This is a genomic window from Sphingomonas sp. 179-I 2A4 NHS, assembly GCF_045369135.1.
In the GTDB taxonomy this organism is placed as follows: domain Bacteria; phylum Pseudomonadota; class Alphaproteobacteria; order Sphingomonadales; family Sphingomonadaceae; genus Sphingomonas.
Genome location: NZ_JBIQFL010000001.1, coordinates 79,664 through 102,838, shown reverse-complemented (window position 1 = coordinate 102,838; position 23,175 = coordinate 79,664). Strand labels below are relative to the sequence as shown.

The following is a 23,175-nucleotide window of genomic DNA, read 5'->3' as shown; positions in this document are numbered from 1 at the left end:
AAGTTGAGCGCCGCCATGTCAGCGGATCGTCGCACTCCCCCGCAGGTCAAACCCGGTTCCATTAAGACCGGCCGAACTCCGCGTATCGGCGTGATTCATAACGCACGCGCCCGCCACAACATCGGCCGGGACTTCCCGTTGGTGATCGACGGATGTGACCGCGTCATCCCCCGCACCCATGACGAACTTCACTCCGTGCTCGGCAGCTTTGTCGACAAAGGCATCGACACGCTGATCGTCGAGGGCGGGGACGGCACCGTTCGGGACATACTGTCGATCATCGCGCGCCACTTTCCCCGCTTTCGACCGAGCATGGCGATCGTGCCGTCCGGCAAGACGAACGCGCTGGCGCTGGACCTTGGCATCTCCTCACGCTGGACCCTGGACGATGCGGTGGCCGCGGCTGCCACCGGCCGGACGGCGGAGCGGACGCCGATCGAGATCATCCGTGATGGCCGTGTCGATCTGTGTGGGTTCATTTTCGGGGCCGGCGCCTATCTGCGTGCTACGAAGACCGCCCAGGGAGCGCATCGGATCGGTGCCTTCAATGGGTTGGCGGTCGGCATGTCGATCGCCGCGGGCGTGGGACAAACGGTATTCGGCAAGCCGCACAACCCCTGGCGGAGCGGAGAGCATATGCGCCTCGCATGGGATGCGGAGGAGGCAGTCGACGGCCCGCAATATCTGATCCTCGCCTCCACGCTTGGACGGATGCCGCTGCGCATCAAGCCGTTCGGCCAAGAGCGACTGGGCATGAAGATGCTGCGCATCGACGCGCCGGCTTCGCATGTACTGCGCGCCCTTCCTGCCATCCTGACCGGCGCGCAATGGGCATGGCTCGAGCGTGCCGGCTACCACCGGCATGACATGCGGCAGCTGCAGCTTTCGATGGAGGGCGGCTTCGTCCTCGACGGGGAGACCTTTCCGGGCGGTGACCTAATCTTGCGGCAGGGCGCCCCTGTGGCATTTGTGGTGCCATGACGGACGCCGCCCTCATCACCTTCGTCACGGGCGAACTCGACGTGCATGTCGAGCCCGAAGTGGAGGCCGTGGCGAGCCAGCTGGCGCGCGATCTCCATGGCGTCGCGATCCTCTATTATGGCTCGACGCTGCGCACCGGCGACTTCGACGGGGTGCTCGATTTCTACGTGCTGACCAGCCAGCCTGTCGGCAAGGCGATCCGCCGCCTTGGGATCCGCTGGCTTTGGCCGGACGTCAGCTATCACGAGGTCGTCGTCGACGGTCGTACGATCCGCGCCAAGGTCGCCACCATGCCGATCAGCACGTTCGAAATGGCGGCGCGCGGCCACATGCTGGATACGACGATCTGGACGCGATTCGTCCAGCCCGCCGCCTTGGTGTGGCAGGCCGATCCAACGATCAAGCACCGCGTCGTTCGGGCCGTCGCCGATTCGATCATGACGGCTGCGCGGTTTGCGGCAGTGCTCGGCCCGTCGCGGGGTGAGCCGCGGGATTTCTGGCTGGCGCTGTTCCGCGAAACCTATCGTGCCGAGCTTCGGGTCGAGCCGCCCGGGCGCGAGGCAGTGATCCTGATGCACGATCCGGATCGCTACACCCGCCTGCTACCGATTGCCTGGGAGGCGGCCGGCGTGGAGTTCGAGGAAGCGGACGGTTTGCTGGCGCCGGGCTTCGCCTTCGATCTGGGCCGGGCCACGGCACAGGCATGGCTCTACCGGGCCGACACGGGCAAGCTTCTCAACGTGGCGCGCCTGATCAAGGCTGCCTTCACGTTCGATGGTGCCGCGCGTTACGGCGCGTGGAAGGTGCATCGCCATACCGGCGTCGCGATCGAGTTGACGCCCTGGCGTGAGCGGCATCCGATCCTGGCGTCGTTCTCCGTTATCTGGCGGGTGCTTCGCGCGCGGACATTATGACATTCAATGCGTTGGTCCTCGCCGGGTCACGCGGCGGGGCGGATCCGGCAGCCGCTTATGCCGGCGTCGCGGACAAGGCGATGATCGAGGTCGGCGGGCGCACGATGCTGCACCGGGTAACCGACGCGCTGCGCGAGGCGGGCGCCAGCCGAATTCTTATCGTCGCCTCGTCAACCGCGGTGAAGGATCATGCGGCAACGCTCGGTGCCGAAGCGGTGGACGCTGCCCCGGGCCCGAGCCGAAGCGCGGCGCTGGGATTTGAGCTGCTCGGCGCGCCGCTGCTCGTCACGACGGCCGATCACGCGTTGCTCGAGGCGCGATTGGTGAGCGACTTTCTCGGGCGAGTCCCATCGGACGCTGACGTGGCCATGCTCCTCGCTGAGCGGGCGGTGATCGAGCGCGATGTGCCCGGTACGGAACGCACCTATCTGCGGTTTGCCGATGGCGCCTGGTCGGGGTGCAATCTCTTCTATCTCGCGACGCCGCACGCCATGCGCGTGATCGATTTCTGGCAAGGTGTCGAGGCGGATCGGAAGAAACCGTGGCGCATCGTCCGGCGGCTCGGCCCGCGCTTGCTTCTGCGGTACATCACCGGTCGATTATCGATCGCCACGGCGCTGGACCACGTGGGCGACCGTCTAGGTGCCCGCATCGCGATGGTGCCGAGCCGTTGGGGCCTTGCGGCAGTCGATGTCGACAAGCCGGCGGACCTCGATCTGGTCCGATCGCTGGTCGAAGCCCCCCTTCAGCCCGCAAGCGTCCCAGCCTAGAAATCGACGGCAATTCCCTTCTTCTCCCAATCGCCATAGCGCACGGGGTCGCGACCCAGAGGATCCTCCGCCGGCCGTGGAGCTTCCGCAGGCTTGGGCACCGGTTTGTTAGGCGTCAGATACGCTGGCGGTTTCACATGGGGCGGGCGTTTTGACATCGGCTCTTCCGGTTGCGGCGTTCAACCGCCACATGGGCGCGATGTCGGTCACCGCCAAGCCCCCACGCCGCCCCTCTCAGGACGCCACCAACCGCAATGCCCGTCGTCCGGCCGATCCGCCGGGTACTCCCGCCCGTCGCGCGGCACTTCGACTGCTTGACGCAGTGCTTCGCCGGGGCGACCCGCTCGAGGCGGCGTTGCCCGCGGCGACGCGTGACCTGAAGGAAGCCAATGATCGCGGCCTGGCCCACGCCATTGCCGCAGAGACGCTGCGGCGCCTGCCGGATCTTGATGCGCTGATCGACTCCGCCACTCGTCAGCGGCTTCCGCACGACGCCAAGGCGCGGGCCGCGCTGCGGATCGCCCTGGTGCAGACGCTCGCACTCGGCACACCGCCGCATGCTGCCATCGCTACCGTCCTGCCATTGGTGGACGGGGGGCCGCGCAAGCTCGTCCATGGCGTGTTCGGCTCCCTCACCCGCGGCGGCGGCGCCCTGCCGCCCGCGCCGACGCTTCCGGACGCGGTCGAGGACCGCTGGCGGAGCGCCTGGGGCAGTGACATGATCGAGGCAGCCGCACAGGCGATCGCGACACCGCCACCGCTCGACATCACCCTCGCTGCTCCAGACGGCACTTCGCCTGACGGGGTTTCGCTCGCGCCGAATCATCGCCGCCTGCACAATGCTCCGCCCGTTACGCAGTTGCCGGGGTTCGCCGAAGGGAACTGGTGGGTGCAGGATCTCGCCGCATCGCTGCCGGCGCGGTTGCTGGGGCGCGGGCCGGGCGCCGCGCTCGATCTGTGCGCCGCGCCGGGCGGAAAGACGATGCAACTCGCGGCTGCCGGGTGGGACGTGACGGCGCTGGAGATCGCTCCGGCACGTGCGGCGCGTCTTCATGAGAACCTCGCCCGCACGCAGCTGAAAGCGAAGGTGGTGATCGCCGACGCGCTGGCGTGGGAACCGGAAGCCCCGGTCGATGCCCTGCTGCTCGACGCACCATGCAGCGCAACCGGCATTTTCCGGCGCCATCCGGACGTGCTGTACCGCGCTCACCACGGCGTCATTGCGGAAATGGCCGCACTCCAGACAAAACTGCTCACGCGTGCCGCGTCCTGGGTCCGCCCGGGCGGCCGACTGGTTTATGCCACCTGCTCGCTTGAGCCGGCGGAAGGCGAAGAGCAACTGGCCCGCTTCCTTACCAACCATCCGGACTATCGTGTCCAGGCGCCCGAGCCCAGTGAGCTTCCCGACGGCATCACCGCGCAGGCCGACGGGTTCATCCGCACCCTCCCTGGGACCCTTGCCGGCCTTGGCGGATGCGACGGCTTTTTCATTGTCCGGCTCGTGCGCGCTTCCGCCTGATCGAAACGCACGTTAAGCATTGAACGTCATCCCGACGTTCGGGTCTTGCCCTGTCGATTGCGCCGCCGCTCCCGGTGCGCAGCCGGTGCAAGCACGATCGAAACACATTGCGAGTAGACCGTTGAAGCCTGTCCGTATTGCCCCCTCGATCCTGTCCGCCGACTTTGCGAAACTGGGCGAGGAAATCCGCGCGATCGATGCGGCTGGGGCCGATTGGATCCATGTCGATGTCATGGACGGCCATTTCGTGCCCAACATCACCATCGGCCCCGCCGTGGTGAAGGCGCTTCGCCCGCATACGACCAAGCCGTTCGACGTCCACCTGATGATCTCGCCGATCGACGCCTATCTCGATGCCTTTGCGGAGGCGGGCGCCGACACGATCACCATCCACCCGGAGGCGGGCCCGCACATCCACCGCTCGCTTCAGCACATCAAGTCGCTGGGCAAGCGGGCGGGCGTGGTGCTGAATCCGGGCACGCCGGCCAAGATGCTGGATTACCTTATCGACATGGTCGATTTAGTGCTGGTGATGAGCGTCAATCCCGGCTTCGGCGGCCAGAGCTTCATCGACAACCAGTTGCGCAAGATCGAGGCGATCCGCCGGATGATCGACGCGAGTGGCCGGGATATCGACCTTGAGGTGGATGGCGGGATCGATCAGCGCACGGCGCCGCTGGCGATCAGCGCCGGCGCCGACGCGCTCGTCGCGGGCACCGCCACCTTCCGTGGCGGGCCGTCCGCCTACGCCGACAATATCCGGACGCTGCGAGGCGGATGAAACCAACCGCGGAGACTCCTGCCGCCGACGGGATCGACGAAGGCAAGCGGCTGGTGCGGGCTGGCGGCGACAAGGGCCTGTCGCTCGCCGAACGGCTGACGGATCGCTTCCACCGCCTGACCTGGCGCACGCCGATCCACAGCATCCGTCTGAAGGGGCGGTACCCGCTGAAGCTGATCGCTGTGCCGGACGATCCGCTGTTCGGTGACGTGGAGCGAGGGCAGGCGCTGCTTGCGGGCAAGCTTTCGTTCCGCGGCGAAAGCCATGTCATCGAGGGTCTGGACCTGCGCAGCTTCGCGCCGCGACCAGCCATGGCCGATTATGTCCACAGCTTTGCGTGGCTTCGGGACCTCTCCAGTGTGGCGACCCGCGCCCAGGCGGCGCCAGTCGCAGAAGGGCTGATGGAGCGCTGGCTGGCGGCGCACGGTGAGAAGATCACCGCGCAGGCTTGGCGCCCGGACCTGTGGGGCCGCCGCATCCTGTTCTGGACCGCGCATGCCCCGCTGATCCTTTCCTCGACCGACCTCATCTACCGCTCGAAGGTGCTGAACGCCCTCGCGCGTGGGGCCCGGCACATCGACGGCAGCGCGGACAAGGCGCCGGCCGGCAATGCCCGCGTCGCAGCGTGGTGCGGCGTGATCGCGGCCGGGCTGTTGATCCCGGGCGGCGACCCTCGTCGCGCATTTGGCGAAAGCGGCCTATCCCGTGCACTCGGCTCCGCCTTGTTCGAGGATGGCGGAGTCGTCAGCCGCTCGCCAGAAGCGTTGCTCGACATCGTCATGCTGCTCGCCATGCTGCGGGAAACCTACGCGGCGCGCCGGCTTCTCCTGCCCGAGGTCATGGAGGAAGCGCTCGCCCGCATGGTCCCGGCATTGCTCGGCGTCTGCCACGCGGATCGTGGGCTTTCGAGCTGGCAGGGTGGCGGCCCCGTTCCGGCGGAGCAGGTCGCCCAAGTGATTACCGCCAGCGGCGTGCGCACCCGCCCGCTGCGCCAGGCGCGCGACTGGGGCTATCAGCGGCTGACCGCCGGCACCACCGTCCTCATCATGGACGCAGCGCCCCCGCCGGTTGCCCGCGTCGTGGAGGGCGGCTGCGCGTCCACCCTCGCCTTCGAGTTCTCGGACGGCGCGGCACGCATCATCGTCAACTGCGGCGGCGCGCGCGCGGCGGACGCCCGCCTGCCGACGCCGCTGATCGAGGGGCTGCGCACGACCGCCGCCCACTCGACGCTGACACTTGCCGACAGCAACTCCACCGCGATCCACTCCGACGGCACGCTGGGCCGCGGGGTAGCCGAGCTTGAGCTCAGCCGCCAGGAATCGGAAAATGCCAGCCGGATCGAGGCCAGCCACGACGGCTATGTGCGTCGCTTCGGTTTCGTGCATCGACGACAGCTGATCCTGACCGCCGAGGGACGTGAATTGCGCGGCGACGACGTTCTCCTGCCTCAGGGGCGCCGCCGCCGGACGGGTACGACGCCGTTCACGATCCGCTTCCATCTTGGCCCGGGCGTCGAGGCTTCACCGACCGCAGACAGCCTGGGCGCCGTGCTGCGCGTACCGGGCGGCGCAATCTGGCAGTTCCGCAGCCGCGGCGAATCGCTCGCGATCGAGGAAAGCCTGTGGATCGACTCGGACGGCCGACCGGTCGCCACTCAGCAATTGGTGATCGCGGGGGCTGCCGAGGCAGGCGGCGCGACCGTCAGCTGGAGCCTGAAGCGAGCGCGCTAGGCGCTTTTCTCGTCCGTCAATGCTTGTCGAGGCTTGGGGCAACGGCTCCGGCCCGCTAGGGGAGCGCGCGTCGAATGCGACGCACCGGGCCTGCTGCTCGATCGCCGCTCACCCACCCCTTGCTGCTCCCCGACGGGAGAAGCGGAAAAGAGTGTCATGACCACCATTCCCATTCGCCGCGCCCTGCTGTCCGTATCCGACAAGAGCGGCATCGTCGAATTCGCCACCACGCTTTCTGCCAAGGGGGTCGAGCTGGTTTCCACCGGCGGCACGGCCAAGGCACTGCGCGAGGCCGGTCTGGAGGTGCGTGACGTATCGGATCTCACCGGCTTTCCCGAGATGATGGACGGCCGCGTGAAGACGCTGCACCCGATGGTTCACGGCGGGCTGCTCGCGGTGCGCGATGACGCGGCCCATGCCGCAGCAATGGAAGAGCATGGCATCGGCGCGATCGATCTGGTCGTCGTGAATCTCTATCCTTTCGCCCAGACGGTCGCGAAGGGCGCCGATCGTCCGGAAGTGATCGAGAATATCGACATCGGCGGGCCCAGCATGGTGCGCTCGGCCGCCAAGAACCACGCTTATGTCGCGATCGTCACCGATCCGGCCGACTACGCAATCGTGGCGCGCGGCGAGACGACGCTGGAGGAGCGCAAGCGCCTCGCGGCCAAGGCATTCGCGGCGACCGCCACTTACGATTCGATGATCGCCAGCTGGTTCGGTCTGTCGGATCAGGGCGAGCAGTTCCCGGCTACCCTGCCCTTCACGCTCGAGGCACCCACCGTATTGCGTTATGGCGAGAACCCGCATCAGCAGGCTGCCTTCTATCGCCACGCTGGCTTGTCCACCCCGGGCATCGGTCAAGCCCGCCAGGTCCAGGGCAAGGAGCTGAGCTACAACAACCTCAACGATGCCGACGCCGCGCTGGAACTCGTCAGCGAGTTCCGCGATGCGGACCCGACCTGCGTCATCGTCAAACACGCCAACCCGTGTGGCGTGGCGACCGGCGCCACGTTGGCCGAAGCCTATGAGGCGGCGTTTGCTTGCGACACCGTGTCTGCGTTCGGCGGGATCATTGCCCTCAATCGGCCGCTGGATGCCGCGACTGCCAAGGCGATCACCGGCATCTTCACCGAAGTGGTGGTGGCGCCGGAAGCCGATGAGGAAGCGATCGCGCTGTTTGCGGCGAAGAAGAACCTCCGCTTGCTGCTGACGGGCGCGCTGCCCGATCCGAAGCGGGCCGGGCTGACCGCGAAGACGATCACCGGCGGCTGGCTGGTCCAGTCGCGCGACAACGGCCTGCTGTCGGAAGACATGCTGAAGGTGGTGACCAAGCGTCAGCCGACGCCGCAGGAGCTGGCCGACTGCCGCTTCGCCTGGACGGTGGCGAAGCACGTCAAGTCGAACGCGATCGTCTATGCCAAGGACGGCAGCACGGCGGGGGTCGGCGCGGGGCAGATGAACCGGCTCGAATCCGCGCGCATCGCCGCATGGAAGGCGAAGGACGCGGCCGACAAGGCCGGGTGGAGCGAGCCGCGCACGATCGGGTCGGCCGTGGCCTCGGACGCTTTCTTCCCCTTCGCCGACGGCCTGCTTGCGGCGGTCGAAGCGGGCGCGACGGCTGTGATCCAGCCGGGCGGCTCGATCCGCGACGCGGAAGTGATCGCTGCCGCCGACGAAGCTGGCCTCGCAATGATCTTCACCGGCATGCGCCACTTCCGCCACTGAGGCGCCGCTTGACCAGCCGTCACTCCGGGCTGTCTCCGGCGTGACGGCAAGCAGCGTCTAGCTGCGGGCGAACCACCAGGTGCCGTCGCGCTCCTCGCGGATCGCGCGGCCTTCGAGTTCCAATCGCCGAAGGTGCGCCAGCGCTTCCCCGGTCGCCATGCCGATGACGTCGAGGCCGATTGGCCGGCGGAAGAGAACCTTGAAGCAGTCGACGGCGCGCACCGGTCCGGCCGCCATCAGGTCGACGATCGCATCGAGTCGATCGAGATGCTCGGTCGCGAGCGCGTCCAGCCGCGTGTGGAGCCCGTAGAAGGGATCACCGTGCCCCGGCAGGACGAGCAGATCGTCCGGCAGTTGCTTGAACCGCTCGATCGAGCGCAGCCAGTCACCCAGCGGGTCCTCGTTGGTCTGGCTGACGTGCATCGACACGTTCGAACTGATCTTCGGCAGCACCTGATCGCCAGCGATCAGCACCCGCCGATCGTAATCGATGAGGCACGCATGCTCGGGGCTGTGGCCGCTTCCGGTAACGACGTGCCAGTCGCTGCCACCGATGCGCATCACCTCGCCGTCCTGGATGCGAGTGTATGCCACCGGCATGCGCGCGATCGACTTGCCGAAGCTGGACCAGCCGCGCGACGTGCCGTGCGCCACCTGCTCCTCGTCCCACCCGGCGCCACGCCAGAAGGCGATCTGCTCGGCCGGCACCTCCGGCTGCGCATCGGCCGCCAGCATCCGCACCATCAGCCATTCGGTGCGGGTCATGACGATAGCGGCATCGTCGAAGCGACGGGACAGCCAGCCCGCCAGGCCGACGTGATCGGGATGCATATGGGTGCAAAGGATCCGCCCGATCCGACTGCCGCTGAGCGGACCATCGAGGATCGTTCGCCACGCCTCGGTCGAGCGCGGGCTGGCTGTGCCGGTATCGATCGCCAGCAGATCAAGGCCATCGTCCAGGATCAGGCCATTGACGTGCTTCAGCGGCCCGGACATCGGCACGCGCCACCAGCGAATGCCGTCCATCACGGTCAGCAATTCGCCCGGCTGCGGTCCACGATCGCCGAATGGAAAGGTAAGACCGGCCCAACTGGTGGGCGTCAGCCCCTCATCCCCGATCAACGTGCGTAGATATGCCGTTGCCATGCAGGCAACGCTATCAGCATAACATTCGTTACGTCGAGAGGATTGTTGCCGTTCGTGTCTTTTGCGGTCCGCGGCGCTGGCCGATCATCTGCGCGCCGCGGACAAACCAATTAGCGGCGGAAAGGATCGTCGAACAGCGACTTGGCAGTGGGCACGCCTTCGTCGCCCGCGAGCTCCGCGTCGCGCGCCGCCTGCTGGCGCTCGGCACGCAACTGTTCGATCAGCGCTTCGCGATCGCCATCGAGGCGCGTGTCGACCGGCTGCGCCTCGACGCCGGCGCTCTTGGCGGCCTTGGCGACCGCAGCATCCAGCTCGCGCTGGGTGGTGAGGCCCAGCGTCACCGGATCCTTCGGCGTGATGTTGCTGATGTTCCAGTGCGAGCGATCGCGAATCGCCGCGATGGTCGTGCGGGTGGTGCCGATCAGGTTGGAGATTGCGCCGTCGCTGATTTCCGGATGGTTGCGAATGATCCAGGCGATGCCGTCCGGCTTGTCCTGTCGCTTGGAGACCGGCGTGTAGCGCGGGCCCTTGGTGCGGCGGACCTGCTCGGGCCCCTTGGTCATCTTCAGGCGATAGTTGGGATCCGCCTGACCGCGCTCGATCTCGTCCTGGGTCACTTCGTGGGCACGGACGGGATCACGGCCGGTCAGCTTCGTAGCGGCCGTGTCGTCGGCGATCGCCTGCACTTCAAGAATGTGAAGCCCGCAGAACTCCGCAATCTGCTCAAAGGTGAGCGACGTATTGTCGACCAGCCACGAAGCGGTCGCGTGGGGCATGAGCGGCTGGGCCATGCGAAAAGCCTTTCGGTATAAACAAATAGGGCCGCCCCTTACCGGAGCGGCCGCTTAACCTGCGATGATCTAATGCGGTGGGCCGCTAAGGGCAAGCGTTGCAAGTCACGCAGCCCGCGGGATCTTGATCGGGATCAGCGCGGACAGGAACTGTTCGGCGCTCGCGCGCCAGGTGAAGCCGGCGCCGGCCACCGCGCAGGCGGTGCGATCCAGTGCCAGTGCCTGCGCGATCGCCTGAGCTAGATCCGGGTGCATCGCGCCCGTTTCCGGCGTCAGGACGTCGAGGGGGCCGGGTACGGGATAAGCGGCGACGGGGGTGCCGCAGGCGAGGGCCTCGATCATCACGAGGCCGAACGTGTCGGTGCGGCTGGGGAAGACGAGGACGTCGGCGGTGCGGTAGCAGGCGGCGAGAGCGGTGCCGGTGCGGGGGCCGAGGAAATGGGCGGTGGGGAATCGCTGGCGCAGGCCAGCGAGCGCCGGGCCGTCGCCGACCACGGCCTTGCTGCCCGTAACGGCAACACGCAGGAAAGCCTCAATATTTTTCTCCACCGCGACCCGGCCAACGTACAACAGCAGCGGACGAGGGAGCACGGCGAGGGTGGGATCAACCTTGCCATCAGGTGTGAAATCGGAGGAGACGCCGCGGCCCCAGCGGCGGATGCGGTGGAGGCCCTGCGCCCTCAGCACGGCCTCTATCGTGGGGGTGGAGACGAGGATCGCGTCGGCCGGCTGGTGGAACCAGCGGATGAAACGCCATACCCAGGCGGGGTCAGCACCCGTGCGCGCCCGTACATATTCGGGAAATTGTGTGTGATAAGCGGTCGTGAATGGCCGGCGATGGTCGAGACATGAACGCCGCGCGGCGAGCCCGAGCGGCCCCTCGGTAGCGATATGAACCGCCTCAGCGCCGAACGCCGCGATCCGGCGGCCGACGCTGGCCGCATTCGCGATCGCGAGGCGGATTTCCGGATAGGTCGGGCAAGGCAGTGAGCGGAAGCCGGCGGGGGTGATCGCCAGCACCTCGTGCCCCATCGCGCGAAGCTCGCCGATCACCGATTCGAGCGTGCGCACGACGCCATTGACCTGCGGCGCCCACGCATCCGTGACGATCGCGATCCGCATGGCGATCAGGCTGCCAGCAGGAGGGACTGCGTGCGATCGCGCGCGGCGATCACGTCCGCCCAGTGGAGAATTTCCATCCGGCCGTCCACGTGCTCGACCAGCGCCGTCGCGCTCTCCACCCAGTCACCGTCGTTGTAGTAAGCGACGCCGCCGATCTCGCGGATCTCCGCGGTATGGATATGGCCGCAGACCACCCCGTCGACGCCTCGCGCGCCGGCGGCCTCCGCCACGATCTCCTCGAAGCGGGAGATGAAGGCGACGGCGTTCTTCACCCGCGCCTTGGCGTGCTTGCTGAGCGACCAATAAGGCAGGCCAAGGCGGCGGCGGCAGCCGTTCAGCAGCCGGTTCGCCGCCATCAGCAGCGTGTAGGCGCCGTCCCCAACATGCGCGAGCCAGCGGTGCGCGAGGGTGATCGCGTCGAACTCGTCGCCGTGGAGCACCAGCAGGCGGCGCCCGTCCGCGGTCTCGTGCACGGCGTTGCGGCGGATCGCGATGCCGCCGAAATCGAGGCCACAGAACTGGCGGAACACCTCGTCGTGGTTGCCGGGGATGAAGACCATCCGCGTGCCGCGGCCGGCACGCTTCAGCAGCCGCCAGACGACGTCGTTGTGCGCCGCCGGCCAGAAGAAGCGCCGCCGCAGTCGCCACCCGTCGACGATGTCGCCGACCAGATACATCGTGTCGCTGTCGACATGGTCGAGGAAGTCGATCAGCATCTGCGCGTTGCAGCCGCGGGTGCCGAGATGGACGTCGCTGATCCAGATCGTGCGGTAGCGGGTCCGCTCGACGATCCGTTCGGGCAGATGCGGGCGCGAATTGGCGAAATCGGCGAGGTCGGCGACGTCTGCCATGGAGATCGGGGCAAGCGTCACTGGTGCGAGCGTTGGTTGCATCGGCATGGCGGGGCCCTCCCTGCCGGATGCCGATAGCGGCGCCCCGTGACGCCCACGTCACAGCACGGTGACGGTTTCGAGTCAGGCGTCGAAGGCGATATGCCCCGGCTGTGCCGCCACGCGGGCGAGCCAGGCGCGGAGCGCGGGATGGGCCGACAGGTCGAAGCCGCCCTCGCCCGCCAGATGCGTGTAGGCGTAGAGCGTGATGTCCGCGAGCGTGAGGCGCTCGCCGACGAACCAGCCGCGAGTGGCGAGGTGCCGATCCATCAGGCTCAGCGCTTCGCGACCGGCGACTTCCTTGGCCGGCACCAGCGCAGCCTGCGCGGGCGAGAGGTTCGCCTCGCCGACCAGGTGCCGCCAGAAGCGAAGCGTCGCGATATTGGGTTCGTGGCTATATTGTTCCCAGAACATCCAGCGGAGCATGTCGGCATGCTCGAAGCGATCGCTGGGCGCCAGGGCGCTGCCGTGCGCCAGATAGGCGCAGGCGGCATTGCTTTCGGGGAGGAAGCGATCTCCCACCTGGAGGACCGGGATCCGGCCGGCGGCGTCCACACCAGTCAGGAACGAAGCGGTGCGCGTCTCCCCGCGGCGGATGTCATAGGCGCGCCGCTCGATCGGGATGCCGAGATGCGCGGCGGTGAGGCGGATCTTGTAGCAATTGCCCGAGACCGGGTCTTCGTGGAGGATCAGCGCACCCACCGTCCCGCTCACTTCATCGTCAGGACGATCTTGCCGACATGATCGCCCGCCTCCATCCGGCGGTGCGCCTCGGCAGCTTCGGCCAGCGGGTAGCAGCGATCGAGCACCGGGCGGAGCCTGCCCGCCTCGACATGCGGCCAGACGGTGCGGGAAAGCTCGTCCGCGACCATCGTCTTGAACGCCGTATCGCGGCCGCGAAGCGTGGAGCCGGTGAGCGTCAGGCGGCGGCGCATCACCTCGAAGATCGGGATGGTGGCGGTGGCCCCGCCCTGCACCGCGATCGAGACATGGCGACCGTCGTCCGCGAGGCACTTCAGGTTGCGCGGGACGTAATCACCCCCGACCATGTCGAGCACCGCGGCGCACCCCTTGCCGCCGGTGATCTCGGCGACGCGCGTAACGAAATCCTCGGTCTTGTAATTGATCGCGTGATCGGCCCCCAGCGCCTTGGCCGCGGCGACCTTGTCGTCGGAGCCGGCGGTGACGATGATCGTCAGCCCGAAGATGTTGGCGAGCGCGATCGCCATGGTGCCGATGCCGCTGGTGCCGCCGTGGACGAGCACGGTGTCTCCCTCGACCGCGAAGGCGCGTTCGAACAGGTTGGTCCAGACGGTGAAAAGCGTTTCGGGCAGCGCCGCCGCTTCCTCCATCGACAGCACCTCCGGCACCGGGAGGCACTGGCCGGCGGGTGCGACGGCATATTCGGCATAGCCGCCGCCGGCGACGAGCGCGCAGACCCGCTGGCCAAGCATCTCGCGCCCGACATCGGGGCCGAGCGCGACGATTTCCCCGGCGAGTTCCAGCCCGAGGATCGAGGGCGCGCCGGGCGGCGGCGGATAGCCGCCCTTGCGCTGCAATACATCGGGCCGGTTCACCCCGGCGGCGGCGACGCGAATCAGCACCTCGCCCGCCGCGGGCGTCGGCACGGGCCGTTCGACGGGCACCAGCACCTCCGGCGCGCCTGGCGCCTCCGGATCAATCGCCAGCATCGTCGTCGGAACATCGTGCATTGCTATCCCCTCGCCGCTTCCCGGGTTTCCCCGCCCGGTTGGTAGGCGTCGGCCTTATTGACTTCGCACCTGCAGCGGTCAACGATGCAGCCCATGGATCTGGATGATATCCTTGGGTCCCGGCCCGACGATCCCCTGCCCGCGTTACTGCGCGAGGATCTCGATCGTCTATCCGTTACCGAACTCGAAGCGAGAATTGGCGCGCTGGAAGGCGAAATCGATCGCTGCCGGCGGAAGATCGACAGCGCGGTTAATCACCGGGCAAGCGCCGACGCGTTATTCAAGCGATGAACGCTGGCACACTGGGCTGGCCAATCGCTCCCAGTGTGGAAGCCCCAGCGCTTGATGCCGGGCCCTCCCATCACGACATTGTCGGAAAGGACCCAGCTTCTGCCTGTGGTCCGCTAGGAGTATCCTGAATGCCATCCTTTGCCAGCGCTCTCGAGACCACGCTGCACAAGGCACTCGAGGCCGCATCATCCCGGCGTCACGAATATGCCACGCTCGAACACCTGCTGTTCGCGCTCGTCGATGACGAGCACGCCAGCCAGGTGATGACCGCGTGCGGCGTCGATCTCGGCGAACTCAAGACCACGGTCGCGCACTATCTCGACACCGAGCTTGGCGCACTGAAGGTCGACCAGCAGACCGACCCCTCGCCCACCAGCGGCTTCCAGCGCGTCGTCCAGCGCGCGATCCTGCACGTCCAGTCCTCCGGCCGCGACGAAGTGACTGGCGCCAACGTGCTGGTCGCGCTGTTCTCCGAACGCGAAAGCTATGCCGTTTATTTCCTGCAGCAGCAGGACATGAGCCGCCTCGATGCCGTCAGCTACATCAGCCATGGCGTCGGCAAGGGCGTGTCCGCGCCGGAAGCCTCCACGCCCAAGGGCGCCGAGGACAAGGAAGAGAAGAAGCCGGCGGAGAAGGCCGGCAAGGGCGAAAGCGCGCTCAAGCAGTTCACCGTCGACCTCAACGAGAAGGCGCGGAACGGCAAGGTCGATCCGCTGATCGGCCGCGGGCCGGAGGTAGACCGCACGGTGCAGATCCTGTGCCGCCGCTCGAAGAACAACCCGCTCTATGTGGGCGATCCGGGCGTCGGCAAGACGGCGATCGCGGAAGGCCTGGCGCGCAAGATCGTCGAGGGCGACGTGCCCGACGTGCTGAAGCCCGCCGTGATCTATTCGCTCGACATGGGCGCGCTGCTCGCCGGCACGCGCTACCGCGGCGATTTCGAGGAGCGGCTGAAGCAGGTCGTCAACGAGCTCGAGAAGATGCCGCATGCGGTGCTCTTCATCGACGAGATCCACACCGTGATCGGTGCCGGCGCGACCAGCGGCGGCGCGATGGATGCATCGAACCTGCTGAAGCCGGCGCTGTCGGGCGGCACGATCCGCTGCATCGGATCGACCACCTACAAGGAGTTCCGCAACCACTTCGAGAAGGATCGCGCGCTGCTGCGCCGGTTCCAGAAGATCGACGTGAACGAGCCGACGATCGAGGATACGATCAAGATCCTCGCTGGCCTGCGCTCCGCATTCGAGACGCACCATGACGTCAAGTACACGCCCGACGCGATCAAGTCGGCGGTGGAGCTGTCGGCGCGCTACATCAACGACCGCAAGCTGCCGGACAAGGCGATCGACGTGATCGACGAGGTTGGCGCGATGCAGATGCTGGTGGCGCCGTCGAAGCGGAAGAAGACGATCACGCCCAAGGAGATCGAGCAGGTCATCGCGACGATGGCGCGCATCCCGCCGAAGAGCGTGTCGACCGACGACAAGAAGGTGCTCGAGACGCTCGAGACCGATCTGAAGCGCGTCGTGTTCGGCCAGAACAAGGCGATCGAGAACCTGGCGAGCGCGATCAAGCTCAGCCGCGCTGGTCTGCGCGATCCGGAAAAGCCGATCGGCAATTACCTCTTCACCGGCCCCACCGGCGTCGGCAAGACGGAAGTCGCCAAGCAGCTTGCGACGATCATGGGCATCCCGCTGCAGCGGTTCGACATGTCCGAGTACATGGAGCGCCACTCGGTCAGCCGGCTGATCGGTGCGCCTCCGGGCTATGTCGGCTTCGACCAGGGCGGTCTGCTGACCGACGCGGTCGATCAGAACCCGCATTGCGTGCTGCTGCTCGACGAGATCGAGAAGGCGCATCCCGACCTGTTCAACATCCTCTTGCAGGTGATGGACAACGGGCGCCTGACCGACCAGCACGGCAAGACGGTGGATTTCCGCAACGTCATCCTGATCATGACGACCAATGCGGGCGCCAGCGACATGGCACGCGAGACGCTGGGCTTCGGCAATCTTTCCCGCGAGGGCGAGGACGAGCAGGCGGTGCAGCGGCTGTTCACGCCGGAATTCCGCAACCGTCTCGATGCGATCGTGCCGTTCAGCTACCTGCCGACCGAAGTGGTCGCCCGGGTGGTGGACAAGTTCATCCTCCAGCTGGAGCTGCAGCTGGCGGACCGCGACGTCCACATCAAGCTCGACGACGAGGCGCGCCAGTGGCTCACCACCAAGGGTTATGACAAGCTCTATGGCGCGCGCCCGATGGGCCGCCTGATCCAGGAGAAGATCAAGCAGCCGCTGGCCGAGGAATTGCTGTTCGGCAAGCTCGTCCATGGCGGCGAGGTCGTCGTGAAGCTGAAGGACAATGCGCTGACGTTCGAGATCGTCGGCGCAGCGCCCAAGAAGCCGAAGCGTAAGGGCCGGGCCGCGAAGGTCACGGTGGAGTGAACCAAAAGGGCGCCGGTCGCGGGATCGGCGCCCTTCTTCTTTAGAGCGGCGTCCGGTCAGCCATCCAGCGCAAAGCGGGCGATGACAAGCCGGTCGAGCAGCGCGGCGACGGCGGCGGGCGGATTGTCCGGTGCCTCGCGCAGCCACCAGTCGAGGATCTCGATCGTGCTCGTCACCGCGACGCGAATGGCGAGCGTGCGCGGCAGCCACGCGGGCGACAGGTCTGGCAGGCTGGCGACCCGCGCCATCGCCTGACGCGCGACTTCGCCGCGAAGGGCATCCCCGGCCCCGACGAGAAGGGCGTGGAACACGGTGCGGCGGGCGGCGACTGCGTCCACCAGCGCCGCGGACGCCCTGCCGCTGTCCGCCGCGAGCAGGGCGGGCATCATCGTGGCGGCGATCTCGTCGGTGACCTGCGCCACCGTATCGATCAGCAGCGCGCGCACGTCCGCGTAATGGCGGAAGAAGGTGGCGTAGCCGATGCCGGCGCGGGCGGCGATCATCGCGCCGGTGATCTGGTCGAGCGGCATCTCCGCGAGGAGCGACAAGAGCGCCTGCTGCATCGCTGCGCGTGACCGCAGGACTCTCGCATCCGGCCGCCCGGCCCTTGACTCTGCCACGCTCGTTCCGATCTTATGATAAGATACTGATCATAACTGGAGGCGAAGCATGCCAACAGCGCCAGCACAAGTCGAGGCCTGCCCATTCCATGCGGCGGGCGACAGCAAGTCCCGCCGCGCCGCGGGGCCCGGCAGCGTGCCGGATGCACAGCCGGTGACGAGCTATGCCGATGCGCGCGACGTGCTGCGGCAGCCGGATATGCGGCAGGCGGGGTTCAAGGCGGAGCTGGTTCATCGTCGCGGCAACCCGACTCGCCCGCCGGTGCTTTACCTCCACGGCCCCGCGCATCGTCGCCAGCGCGCCGCCGCGGCGCGGTTCTTCGCGCCCAAGGTAGTCGACGAGAAGCACCGCCCGTTCATTGCGGAGAATGCCGACCGGCTGATCGAGGATCTGCGGCGGAGCGGGCGGGCGACGCTCGACACGCTGGCGCTGGACCTTGCCGTGAGTGTCGCGGCGCAGATCGTCGGACTGACCGAGAGCGACAAGGCGGGGATGATCCGGCGGATCGACGGTTTCCTGTCGATCGGCAGCAGCGGGCGGACCGACGCGGGGCATCGCGCGATCACCGCGATCCTCGGCCAGCTGCGCATGCTCCACTTCCACTGGCGCGACGTTCGGCCTGCGATCAAGGCGCGGCGGGCGGAACCGCGCGAGGACGTGATCTCGCACCTGATCGGCGACGGCTATCGCGATCTCGATATCCTGGTGGAATGCGTCACCTATGGCGCGGCCGGCATGGTGACGACGCGCGAGTTCATCACCATGGCCGGCTGGCATTTGCTGGAGAATGACGCGCTGCGCCGCGACTTCCTGGAAACCGACCGCGCGGGACGGATCGCGATCCTGGAGGAGATTCTGCGTCTCGAGCCGGTGGTGGGCATCCTCTATCGCAAGGAGGATGGCGCCGGCACGCCGCTGGCGCTGGACATCCGCGCCGCCAACACCGACGCCGCGGCGATGGGCGAATGCCCGTTCCAGCTGCGTGCCGATCGCACCCGAGGTGAGCGTGTGCCGGGCGCGGGGCTTGCCTTTGGCGACGGCGAGCATCGCTGCCCCGGCGCGGGCGTCGCGCTGGCGGAGGCCGAAGTGTTACTCGACCGTCTGTTGCGTGTGCCGGGGCTGCGACTCGAACGGGTGCCCGACATCAGCTGGAACCCGCTGGTCACGGGGTACGAGCTGCGCGGGTGCGAGCTGGTGGTGGACCGGGCGGCTGCTACCGGCTGATCTGGCCCGCGAGAAGCTGGCGCAGGATGCGGCGCGGCTGGCTCTCACCGCCCGGACCCCAGCTGGTGGTGAGCGGGATTCCTGCCGGGCTGACCACGACAATGCCCGGCAGCGCCTCGCCACCGAGCGCGCGCAGGGCGTGCCGGCGGCGGCGATCGCACGGGAGCAGCAGCCAGGGCATGCGGCTGGTGCGGGCGTAATCGAGCGCCGCCGGACAGGTCGCGTCATCGCTGACGAAGAGCACCTCGATACCAGCGGCGCGCAGCCGGGGGTAAGCGGCGATCAGTTCGGGCACGAAGGCGCGGCACGGGCCGCACCAGCTGGCGCCATAATAGATCGCGATCGCCTTCGTCCCGGGCGGGAGCATTGCGGTCGTGATCCGTCCCTGATCCAGCCGATGGAAGCGTGAGCCGAGCGGAGCGGCGGCGCCGCCCACTGCAGGCTCTACGGGACGGGCGGCCGTCGGTGGCGCTGACGCGAGCGAGAGGAGCCCGCAGGCCAGCAGCGCGCGCGGGCTAAAGATGCGCATTGATCCGCACAAAGAAGGTCCGCGGGAGGCGCGGGCCATAGACATAGTCGCTGTCGCGATTGGCGCCGACCTCCAGATCGCGCTGGCGAACGTCCGTCAGGTTCTTGATCCCGACGGTAATGTCCACTTCACGTTCGCCATCGCCGATCGGGAAGTGGCGCGTTCCGGTGAGATCGAGCACCAGGTGATCGTCGCTGCGCCGGATCGCCCCGAGACGATTGTTCAGGACGCGCATCGAGCCCGTGTAGCGCGCGGCGAGCAGTGCATCGAACCGGGGCGCCGCCCGCCATACCATCTGGGCGACGGCCGAGACGCGCGGGGATTTCAGGTAGCGCCGCGTGGTGAGCAGCCTGTCCTCATCCTCGAACACCGCCTGCGCATCGTCATAGCGGGCGTCGATATAGGCGCCGCCGATGCTGGCGTTCAGCGTAGGCGAGAAGCGATAGGACGCGCTCATCTCCGCGCCGGCGACGCGGCTGCCACCCGCGTTCGAGCGGGTGCGCAGCAGGCCGGCGCCCGCACCCTCCTCGATCGGGCCGAGGAAGAAGGTGTCGCGCAGGCGGGTGAGATAGGCCTGGCCGTCGAGCGTGAAGGCCCCGTCAGCCCAGGTCGGCCGCCAGTCGAAGCCGAGTGCGACACTGTGCGCCCGTTCCGGCTGGAGGCCCGGCGCATTGACCACCCGGATCGGATCGCTGCCGAGCACGTCGACATGAATGTCCTCGCTGAACACCTCCGGCGCGCGATAGCCGGTGGAGTAATTGGCGCGCAGCACCAGCGTAGGGTTGGGGGAGGCCCAGACGCCGATGCGGGGAGAGACGACCACATCGTCCAGTTCCGAGCTCTTGTCGGCGCGCGCACCGATCACGAGCCGCAACGCCTCGCTTAGCGTCCATTCGTCCTGCACGAAGGCACCGAGCGTGCTGAAGCGATCGTCGACGATCGTCGCGAGCGGCTGCGCGCGCACATCCTCGCTCCGGTCGACCACCTTCTCATGGCGATATTGCACGCCGGCGAGCAGCGCGTGTGCGCCGGCCAGAGTTTCGAGCCGTGCCTCGCCGTAGTGGAAGGTGTTGCTGGTGCGGCCATATTGCCGGCGGCTCGCTGCGATCGCATCCGACAGTGCGGCGGGATCGTATCCGGGCGCGCCCGGATTGGTCTCTACGTCGCCAAGCCCGCCGTAGAAGCTGCGTCGCTTCAGCGCCGCAACGGCATAGCTGCCGACGAGCCGCGTGTCGGCCCCAAGCTGCTGCGTGATGGTGATCGAGCCGCGATGAAGATCACTGTCGATCTGTTCGGCGATGTTCGCGAGATAAGCCGGGCGATCGAGCAAGTTGCCGCCGCGCCGCCGCTCGGCGGTGAACTGGTAATCCATGCCGATGGTGGTTTCGGGCCCGGGCTGCCATTCGCCGCGCGTGCCGGCGGTGACCATGCGGCGGCGGGCGAGCTCGCTATAGCCATCATCGTTGAGGTCGACGGCGGGGCTGTATTCCGCCTGGGCGAAGAGGTTCGCGAAGCCGTGCTCGAATGTCTTGGCGCCGAGCAGCGAGCCGAACACCGCGGGTGTCCCGGCGATGAGCTGGCTGTCGATCGTCGCCTGAATCCCGTCGCGCGCGGGGCGAACCGGGATCACGTTGACGACGCCGGCCACCGCGCCGGGGCCGTAAAGCACCGAGGCACCGCCCTTCACCACCTCGATCCGCTCGACCAGGATCGCGGGGATCTGCTCGACGCCATAAACGGCGGCCACCCCCGTCACGAGCGGCAGGCCATCGAGCAGGATCTGGTTGTAGGCGCCGGGCAGGCCGAGCAGCTGGATCTCGGTGGTGTTGCAGTTCTGGCAATTGCTCTCCGACCGGGCGGCCGGGAGGAAATCGATCGCATCGGCAAGGTTCCGCGGCGCGGCGCGACGGAGGATGGCCGGGCCGATCACGTCGGTGCGCACTGGCGCCTCGCGGATCGTACGCGGTGTGCGGGTGCCGGTGACGACGAGCGTGCCGTCCTGCGCCGACTCCCCCGCCGGCTCCACCGGGCGCTGATCGCTGGCTGCTGCCACGGCGAGGGCCAGTGTGATCACATGCTCTTCCAGCCCTAAGATAGTTAGTCTTTGCTGTGTTTGTTGCGTGAGCGCAAGTCGGCAGCGGTACGGCAGTTCAACTTGGCGGGATCAGGCCCTAAGGTGGCGCGATGACGCTTTCCGCCGCCGATCGTGCTGCCGCCTTCCGCAAGACCCGAGAGGCGAGCCTGACCGAGATTGCCGAAGATTATGTCGAGTTGATCGGCGATCTCATCGCGCAGCGCGGCGAAGCGCGCCTGACCGACATCGCCGAGCGACTGGGTGTCGCCCAGGCCACCGCATCGAAGGTGATCGCGCGGCTGCGACGCGACGGGCTGGTCGAGAACGCCCGCTACCGATCGATCTTCCTCACCGAACGCGGCCGCGAGATGGCCGATGCCTCGCGCGAGCGGCACCGCATCGTCTTCGAATTCCTCCGCGCGCTGGGGCTGGAGGAATCGATCGCCCACGCCGATTCGGAAGGGATCGAGCACCACGTGAGCGACGCGACGCTGCTGAAGCTGAAGGAGCTGACGCAGAAGCTGCGCAGCTGACGCGGTGATGGGACCGACCACAACCGGCTAGACGTTGGTATGATGGCGCGGGGATCCGCGCGCCACGATTTTCCGTCGCACACGACAGGCGACGGAGCTTTCTGGATGCGTGCTTCAGCGATGCCGGACGAAGGCGGTGCAGGGCCAACCGGGCGGTCGCTCGTCTGGCTCGTCTTCGCCGTCTTCTTCATCTGGGGTGGTGCGACCAGCCTCAACGACGTCCTCATCCCGAAGCTGAAGGGCCTGTTCGCGCTCACCTATGCCGAGGCGATGCTGACGCAATTCGCCTTCTTCGGCGCCTATTTCCTGTTCTCCATTCCCGCCGGGCAGATGGTGTCGCGTGTCGGCTATGTCCGCGGGCTGGTAATCGGCCTTGCGGTGATGGCGGCGGGCGCGCTGCTGTTCTGGCCGGCGGGGCTTTCGGGCGCTTACTGGCCGTTCCTGATCGCGCTGTTCGTCCTCGCCGCCGGGATCACCGTGCTGCAAGTGGCGGCCAATCCGCTGATCGCGACGCTGGGCCGGGCGGACGGGGCAAGCAGCCGGCTGACCTTCGCCCAGGCGTTCAACTCGCTCGGCACGACCATCTGGCCCTATATCGGTGCGCAGCTGATCCTGGGATCGGTGGCGGCCGCACCGGCACCGACAGAGGCGGCCCAGGCAGCCGCCTTTCGCAGCGCCGAGACGGCGATCGTCGGCCATATCTACCTTGGCATCGCCGCGGTGCTGGCGTTCGTCGCGGCGGTGTTCTGGACCAGGCGCAACGTGCTGCCGACGCGCCGGCCGACGGGGATCGGGTTCGCCGACAGCCTTTCCCTGCTTGGCCAGCCACGGCTGCGCTTCGGCACGATCGCGCTGTTCCTCTATGTCGGTGCCGAGGTTTCGATCGGCAGCCTGCTGGTGAGCTATCTCGAACAGCCGGACACGCTGGCGCTGAGCGCACACCGCGCCGGCGAGCTCCTGTCGCTCTACTGGGGCGGCGCGATGCTGGGGCGGTTCCTCGGCGCATGGCTGCTGCGGCGGATCAACCCGGGCAAGCTGCTGTCGGTGTTCGCCGCGGCGGCCGCAGCGCTCGTGCTCCTTTCCATGGCGACGAGCGGGGCGGCGGCGGGCGGCTCGCTCATCGCGGTCGGACTGTTCAATTCGATCATGTTCCCGACGATCTTCTCGCTGTCGCTGCAGGGGCAGGGCGACAAGGCGGCGGAGGCATCGGGGCTGCTGTGCATGGCGATCGTCGGCGGCGCAGTGGTGCCGATCCTAACCGGCGGGCTGGCGGACGCGCTCAGCATCTCCGGCGCGCTGATCCTGCCCGCCCTGTGCTACCTCGCGATCGCCGGCTTTGGCCGATCCGCGCGCCAGCCGGTGGAGGGCTGAG

22 protein-coding genes are annotated in these 23,175 nt (G+C 67.6%); 12 read left to right on the top strand and 10 right to left on the bottom strand.

The features are described from left to right. Window positions 1-90 precede the first annotated feature (90 nt). The 3 genes from ACH0CP_RS00435 to ACH0CP_RS00425 are packed head-to-tail and all read left to right on the top strand — an operon-like array spanning window position 91 to window position 2,665. Window positions 91-981 (top strand): diacylglycerol kinase family protein, encoded by an 891-nt coding sequence (locus tag ACH0CP_RS00435; RefSeq protein WP_294443193.1) that lies wholly within the window; start codon window positions 91-93, stop codon window positions 979-981. Next, window positions 978-1,895, top strand: a complete 918-nt coding sequence (locus tag ACH0CP_RS00430; protein WP_294443195.1) for a hypothetical protein — start codon at window positions 978-980, stop codon at window positions 1,893-1,895. Before ACH0CP_RS00435 ends, ACH0CP_RS00430 begins: the two co-directional genes overlap by 4 nt. Continuing rightward, complete coding sequence (locus ACH0CP_RS00425; RefSeq protein WP_294443196.1) at window positions 1,892-2,665, top strand: nucleotidyltransferase family protein; 774 nt, start codon at window positions 1,892-1,894, stop codon at window positions 2,663-2,665. The genes ACH0CP_RS00430 and ACH0CP_RS00425 overlap by 4 nt, the downstream gene beginning before the upstream one ends. On the opposite strand, the gene ACH0CP_RS00420 is transcribed toward ACH0CP_RS00425, so the two are convergent. Further along, a complete protein-coding gene (locus ACH0CP_RS00420) occupies window positions 2,662-2,823 on the bottom strand; it encodes a DUF1674 domain-containing protein (RefSeq protein ID WP_294443197.1) in 162 nt (53 codons plus the stop codon). The genes ACH0CP_RS00425 and ACH0CP_RS00420 overlap by 4 nt on opposite strands. A gap of 41 nt (window positions 2,824-2,864) precedes the next feature. Here ACH0CP_RS00420 and ACH0CP_RS00415 point away from each other — a divergent pair, with 41 nt between their 5' ends. The 4 genes from ACH0CP_RS00415 (at window position 2,865) to purH (ending at window position 8,423) form a co-directional block, all read left to right on the top strand. Further along, window positions 2,865-4,184, top strand: a complete 1,320-nt coding sequence (locus ACH0CP_RS00415; RefSeq protein ID WP_294443213.1) for an RsmB/NOP family class I SAM-dependent RNA methyltransferase — start codon at window positions 2,865-2,867, stop codon at window positions 4,182-4,184. 121 nt (window positions 4,185-4,305) lie between these two features. Next, window positions 4,306-4,965, top strand: coding sequence for a ribulose-phosphate 3-epimerase (rpe, locus tag ACH0CP_RS00410; RefSeq protein WP_294443198.1), 660 nt, complete (start codon window positions 4,306-4,308; stop codon window positions 4,963-4,965). Next, window positions 4,962-6,695, top strand: coding sequence for a heparinase II/III family protein (locus ACH0CP_RS00405; protein WP_406875425.1), 1,734 nt, complete (start codon window positions 4,962-4,964; stop codon window positions 6,693-6,695). Before rpe ends, ACH0CP_RS00405 begins: the two co-directional genes overlap by 4 nt. Window positions 6,696-6,851: 156 nt before the next feature. After that, window positions 6,852-8,423: a bifunctional phosphoribosylaminoimidazolecarboxamide formyltransferase/IMP cyclohydrolase gene (purH, locus tag ACH0CP_RS00400; RefSeq protein WP_294443200.1), complete on the top strand. Its 1,572-nt coding sequence runs from the start codon at window positions 6,852-6,854 to the stop codon at window positions 8,421-8,423. A gap of 57 nt (window positions 8,424-8,480) precedes the next feature. Here purH and ACH0CP_RS00395 read toward each other — a convergent pair whose 3' ends face one another. From ACH0CP_RS00395 to ACH0CP_RS00370, 6 genes are all read right to left on the bottom strand, one after another. After that, window positions 8,481-9,569 (bottom strand): MBL fold metallo-hydrolase, encoded by a 1,089-nt coding sequence (locus ACH0CP_RS00395; protein ID WP_294443201.1) that lies wholly within the window; start codon window positions 9,567-9,569, stop codon window positions 8,481-8,483. A 110-nt stretch (window positions 9,570-9,679) separates the two neighbouring features. Then, window positions 9,680-10,360 carry a DUF1013 domain-containing protein gene (locus ACH0CP_RS00390; protein ID WP_294443202.1) on the bottom strand — a complete coding sequence of 227 codons (681 nt, stop codon included), beginning with the start codon at window positions 10,358-10,360 and terminating at the stop codon, window positions 9,680-9,682. A 105-nt stretch (window positions 10,361-10,465) separates the two neighbouring features. Continuing rightward, window positions 10,466-11,482 (bottom strand): glycosyltransferase family 1 protein, encoded by a 1,017-nt coding sequence (locus ACH0CP_RS00385; protein ID WP_294443203.1) that lies wholly within the window; start codon window positions 11,480-11,482, stop codon window positions 10,466-10,468. 5 nt (window positions 11,483-11,487) lie between these two features. Beyond that, the gene (locus ACH0CP_RS00380) at window positions 11,488-12,375 is read right to left on the bottom strand and encodes a UDP-2,3-diacylglucosamine diphosphatase (RefSeq protein WP_294443214.1); all 888 of its coding nucleotides are present in this window, start codon (window positions 12,373-12,375) and stop codon (window positions 11,488-11,490) included. Window positions 12,376-12,456: 81 nt separating this feature from the next. Continuing rightward, the gene (locus tag ACH0CP_RS00375; RefSeq protein WP_294443204.1) at window positions 12,457-13,074 is read right to left on the bottom strand and encodes a glutathione S-transferase family protein; all 618 of its coding nucleotides are present in this window, start codon (window positions 13,072-13,074) and stop codon (window positions 12,457-12,459) included. An 8-nt stretch (window positions 13,075-13,082) separates the two neighbouring features. After that, the gene (locus ACH0CP_RS00370; RefSeq protein WP_294443205.1) at window positions 13,083-14,084 is read right to left on the bottom strand and encodes an NAD(P)H-quinone oxidoreductase; all 1,002 of its coding nucleotides are present in this window, start codon (window positions 14,082-14,084) and stop codon (window positions 13,083-13,085) included. 93 nt (window positions 14,085-14,177) lie between these two features. Between ACH0CP_RS00370 and ACH0CP_RS00365 the strand changes: the two genes are divergently transcribed. Both ACH0CP_RS00365 and clpA read left to right on the top strand, forming a co-directional pair. Beyond that, on the top strand, window positions 14,178-14,375 hold the full coding sequence (locus tag ACH0CP_RS00365) for a DUF1192 domain-containing protein (protein WP_294443206.1): 198 nt from the start codon (window positions 14,178-14,180) through the stop codon (window positions 14,373-14,375). Window positions 14,376-14,503: 128 nt separating this feature from the next. Beyond that, a complete protein-coding gene (gene clpA, locus ACH0CP_RS00360) occupies window positions 14,504-16,822 on the top strand; it encodes an ATP-dependent Clp protease ATP-binding subunit ClpA (protein WP_294444904.1) in 2,319 nt (772 codons plus the stop codon). 56 nt (window positions 16,823-16,878) lie between these two features. On the opposite strand, the gene ACH0CP_RS00355 is transcribed toward clpA, so the two are convergent. After that, window positions 16,879-17,385 (bottom strand): TetR/AcrR family transcriptional regulator, encoded by a 507-nt coding sequence (locus ACH0CP_RS00355; protein ID WP_294444903.1) that lies wholly within the window; start codon window positions 17,383-17,385, stop codon window positions 16,879-16,881. A 106-nt stretch (window positions 17,386-17,491) separates the two neighbouring features. On the opposite strand from ACH0CP_RS00355, the gene ACH0CP_RS00350 reads away from it, so the two are divergent. Continuing rightward, window positions 17,492-18,667 (top strand): cytochrome P450, encoded by a 1,176-nt coding sequence (locus ACH0CP_RS00350; RefSeq protein WP_294444901.1) that lies wholly within the window; start codon window positions 17,492-17,494, stop codon window positions 18,665-18,667. Here the strand turns inward: ACH0CP_RS00350 and ACH0CP_RS00345 are convergent. Beyond that, window positions 18,657-19,103 (bottom strand): thioredoxin-like domain-containing protein, encoded by a 447-nt coding sequence (locus ACH0CP_RS00345; protein WP_294444899.1) that lies wholly within the window; start codon window positions 19,101-19,103, stop codon window positions 18,657-18,659. The two genes, ACH0CP_RS00350 and ACH0CP_RS00345, sit on opposite strands and share 11 nt — an antisense overlap. Window positions 19,104-19,182: 79 nt before the next feature. After that, complete coding sequence (locus ACH0CP_RS00340; protein WP_294444897.1) at window positions 19,183-21,270, bottom strand: TonB-dependent siderophore receptor; 2,088 nt, start codon at window positions 21,268-21,270, stop codon at window positions 19,183-19,185. A 110-nt stretch (window positions 21,271-21,380) separates the two neighbouring features. On the opposite strand from ACH0CP_RS00340, the gene mntR reads away from it, so the two are divergent. Further along, entirely contained in the window at window positions 21,381-21,803 is a 423-nt protein-coding gene (mntR, locus tag ACH0CP_RS00335; RefSeq protein ID WP_294444896.1) for a manganese-binding transcriptional regulator MntR, read from the top strand. A 105-nt stretch (window positions 21,804-21,908) separates the two neighbouring features. Continuing rightward, entirely contained in the window at window positions 21,909-23,174 is a 1,266-nt protein-coding gene (locus ACH0CP_RS00330) for a sugar MFS transporter (protein WP_294444895.1), read from the top strand. Window position 23,175: the final 1 nt, after the last annotated feature.